This window comes from Candidatus Methylacidiphilales bacterium (assembly GCA_025056655.1).
In the GTDB taxonomy this organism is placed as follows: Bacteria; Verrucomicrobiota; Verrucomicrobiia; order Methylacidiphilales; family JANWVL01; genus JANWVL01.
Map to the genome: position 1 here is coordinate 1 of JANWVL010000138.1, position 2,606 is coordinate 2,606.

A 2,606-nucleotide genomic window follows, 5' to 3' on the forward strand; every position below is an offset into this window, starting at 1 on the left:
GGCTTTGTCGAAGAGGGGCGAGCGCGCGAGGCGGTATGGAGGGGAGATCGATTTGCGGACACGCTTTGGATGGGCATTTTGGACTCGGAGTTTCGATCGCGGAACGGAGAATTTATAAATGGATGACCTCCCCATTTTGAACCGACTCGGACAAGTTTCCGGGTCGGTCACCCGGTCGGAGAGCAGCCCTGAAGATATCGGGATCAGACACTCGAAGAATAATCATTCGCGCCGATGCATCCCCAACGATCGGGATGGGTCACGTGATGCGCTGTATTGCCTTGGCTGAAGCTGCTCGCGAGCAAGGCGCTGAATGCATATTTGTGACATCGTGCGCTAGTGATGGCGTGTTGCAGAAGATACAGACCGCGGCAGACGAGGTATTCCTGTTGGATGAGATTCATCCCGACAGCCGGGATCTGGCCGCTCTCTCATTTATTTGTCAAGAGTTTCAGCCCGACGGGATCATTCTCGACGGATATCATTTTGACGAAGAATACCAACTTCGGGTCCGAGATTTGGCTCCGCGGGTGTTGGTGATCGATGACACGTGCCATCTCCGAAAATACCATTGTGATATCTTGTTAAATCAGAACCTAGGGGCAGAGCGATTGCCCTATTCATTGGGTCGTCCGGCGCGACTCCTTTTAGGTCCCGAATATGCGCTGATTCGGCAGGAATTCATCCGCTCAAGGATAGCGGGTCGAACAGCAAGGGAAATTCCGCGAAATGTGCTCGTTACATTAGGTGGCGCAGATCCCGGAAATTACACCCTGAAGGTGATGGAGGCGCTGAAAGGATTGGAGGTCCACACTCGGATCGTGTTGGGACCGCTTAACCCGGCTGGAGATCAAATCGAGAGCAAAGCGCATGAGCTCATGCTTCAGGCTCCGCAGACTAGGATTGAAATCGTTCGGAGTTCGCCCGATATGCCTGCCTTGATGAATTGGGCGGATATTGCCGTCACATCAGCCAGCTCTACTTGCTGGGAACTCATGTTTATGGGTGTTCCGATGGTAACCCTTACGACGGCTTCAAACCAACATATGATTAACAATAATCTTTTAGAAGGCAAACGTGCCGTGTTCGCAGAGATAGAGAATGGTATGAAGGCAAAGTCCTTACGTGAAGCGATCGCCGTAATGATGTCGCATTACGATCGAAGACAACTTCTAATAACACAAAACCAAAAAATAATCGATGGGCATGGAAAGTATAGAATACTATCTAATCTACTCCATCGATCCAAGTGATGGACTGTAATCATACATAAGTGCAGGGTTAATATAGTGAAAATAATGCTTTTTGTTAACAATCGAGTGGGATATGAGATTACAAAATGGCTTATAGACCGTGGAGAAAATATTGTTGGAATTGTCCTTCATCCTTATTCAACAGCAAAGTATAGGTCAAAAATACTAGAAGCTGTGAAAAATGTTAGTCCGACAGTTATAGATGCAGCGATGCTGGGATCAAGCGATACCGTAATAAGTATATCTCATTTGTCGCCAGATATAGGTGTGTGTGCATATTTCGGTTTTATTCTTAAAAAAGAGATTATCAACATTTTTCAAAGAGGGATTGTAAATATCCATCCTAGCTACCTGCCCTACAATCGCGGGGCTCATCCAAATGTATGGAGTATTATCGATGAGACCCCGGCAGGTGCATCGATTCACTGGATAGATGAGGGAATTGATAGTGGCGACATCATCGATCGGATCAAAATAGACATTGATATAACCGATACGGGGGAGTCTTTGTATTATAAATTGGAAGAGGCATGTATATGCATATTTAAAAAGAACTGGTGTGATATTAAATATGGTCGGCATGGTCGGACTAGGCAGAATCTTTCTGAGGGTACATTTCACCGCGTGGCTGATTTGTCTTCAGTGAGCTATATTGACCTTAATCGGTGGTATAAAGCGAAAGATATAATTGATCAAATTCGTGCCCTTACTTTCAGAGGCTACAAGGGGGCGTATATAGTTGAAAATGGTGAGCGAATATATTTACGATTGGAGTTATTGAGGGAGTCAGATATTGAGCGCGAGGGTTCGCTACGTGAGCCCATGTAGTCGCAAGTGTTGGAGACCTTGTGGAGCCTTTGTATGAGTGTGCGTAAAGAAGCATGGGGAAAAGGCTGTGCGAGACGTGTGTTCATAGTTGCCGAATTGTCTGCTAATCATCTTGGAGATTTTAGCAAGGCTATACATCTCGTACACGCCGCAAAAGAGGCGGGTGCCGACGCTGTGAAGTTGCAAACCTATACGGCAGACACGATCACCATTCGTTCAGATCGTCCTGAATTTCTCATCCGGGATAGCCCCCTGTGGGCGGGGCGATATCTTTATGACTTATATCAAGAAGCTTCAACACCGTGGGAATGGCACCGGGCGTTGAAGGAAGAGGCGGAACGATGCGGACTCGTGTTCTTTTCAACCCCTTTTGACTTCACGGCAGTCGATTTTCTCGAGTCGCTCGGGGTGCCTCTTTATAAAATCGCATCATTTGAGCTGGTGGATCATCCTCTAATCCAACGCGTGGCGCGAACGGGCAAGCCTATCATCCTGTCAACCGGTATGGCGACGGCGGAAGAAATC

General features: G+C 47.3%; 3 protein-coding genes. All 3 read left to right on the forward strand.

The genetic code is table 11. The features are described 5' to 3' along the window. Positions 1–224: 224 nt before the first annotated feature. Positions 225–1,253, forward strand: a complete 1,029-nt coding sequence (pseG, locus tag NZM04_08760) for a UDP-2,4-diacetamido-2,4,6-trideoxy-beta-L-altropyranose hydrolase (protein MCS7064112.1) — start codon at positions 225–227, stop codon at positions 1,251–1,253. 45 nt (positions 1,254–1,298) lie between these two features. Next, entirely contained in the window at positions 1,299–2,081 is a 783-nt protein-coding gene (locus NZM04_08765; GenBank protein MCS7064113.1) for a hypothetical protein, read from the forward strand. Between the two features lie 33 nt (positions 2,082–2,114). Beyond that, a partial coding sequence (locus NZM04_08770) for an N-acetylneuraminate synthase family protein (GenBank protein ID MCS7064114.1) occupies positions 2,115–2,606 on the forward strand: 492 nt, incomplete at its 3' end.

Bases quoted from the DNA above. Each gene is read 5' to 3' on its own strand.
- NZM04_08765 (MCS7064113.1), top strand. From the start codon at position 1,299: ATGCTTTTTGTTAACAATCGAGTGGGATATGAGATTACAAAATGGCTT.